General features: G+C 37.0%; 1 protein-coding gene. It reads right to left on the bottom strand.

Annotated features, from left to right (window positions below; translation table 11 throughout):
- Positions 1–457 (bottom strand): ATPase, T2SS/T4P/T4SS family (locus ACRCJ0_RS18505; RefSeq protein WP_431391641.1); only part of this gene is annotated, 457 nt, incomplete at its 3' end.
- Positions 458–598 lie beyond the last annotated feature (141 nt).

The following is a 598-nucleotide window of genomic DNA, read 5'->3' as shown; positions in this document are numbered from 1 at the left end:
ACAGTTGGTAAATGGTCGTTGTTTTCCCTGAAGAAACTGGGCCTGAAAATATTATCAAACCACTTTTGCGCTTCATATATTTGTTCAGGGTGTCATAAGCTGCTTGATTCAAGTGATTGGATTTAAAATCACTGGTCACCTTGTCATGGAAAACACGGATGACTAATGATTCATGCATGAGATAATTAGAGATTGACGATAATCGTAATTCGATTTTGTCGTCTCCCAGGTCATAGACAATAGCACCATCTTGGGGCATACGTTTCTCACCTACATCCATATTAGCCATATACTTTAATAACCGAATCAACTGACTCCCTTTTTCAAATTCAAGGGTTTCCTGCAATATCAAGTGGTATCCGTCTCTTAGAAAAATATGATACTGCTGTCCTTCTGGGAGAATGTGGATATCATCGGACCGTTTTAATATCGCCATCGAAATCATCTTGTCTATCATTTCTTTCAACCTATCACCTCCATTTATTTTCAGGTCATATAATTTATACGAAGAATTCTTATAAAATCGCTTACGAAATGAAAATAATATGCAAAAAAAAGCGCATCTCAAAATTTTGCGCGCTTTTGCATGATAAGCCCC

The sequence above is a fragment of the Aerococcus sp. L_32 genome (assembly GCF_050689315.1).
Note: the sequence above shows the minus strand (reverse complement) of the source record. Positions and strands in the feature narration are given on the sequence as shown.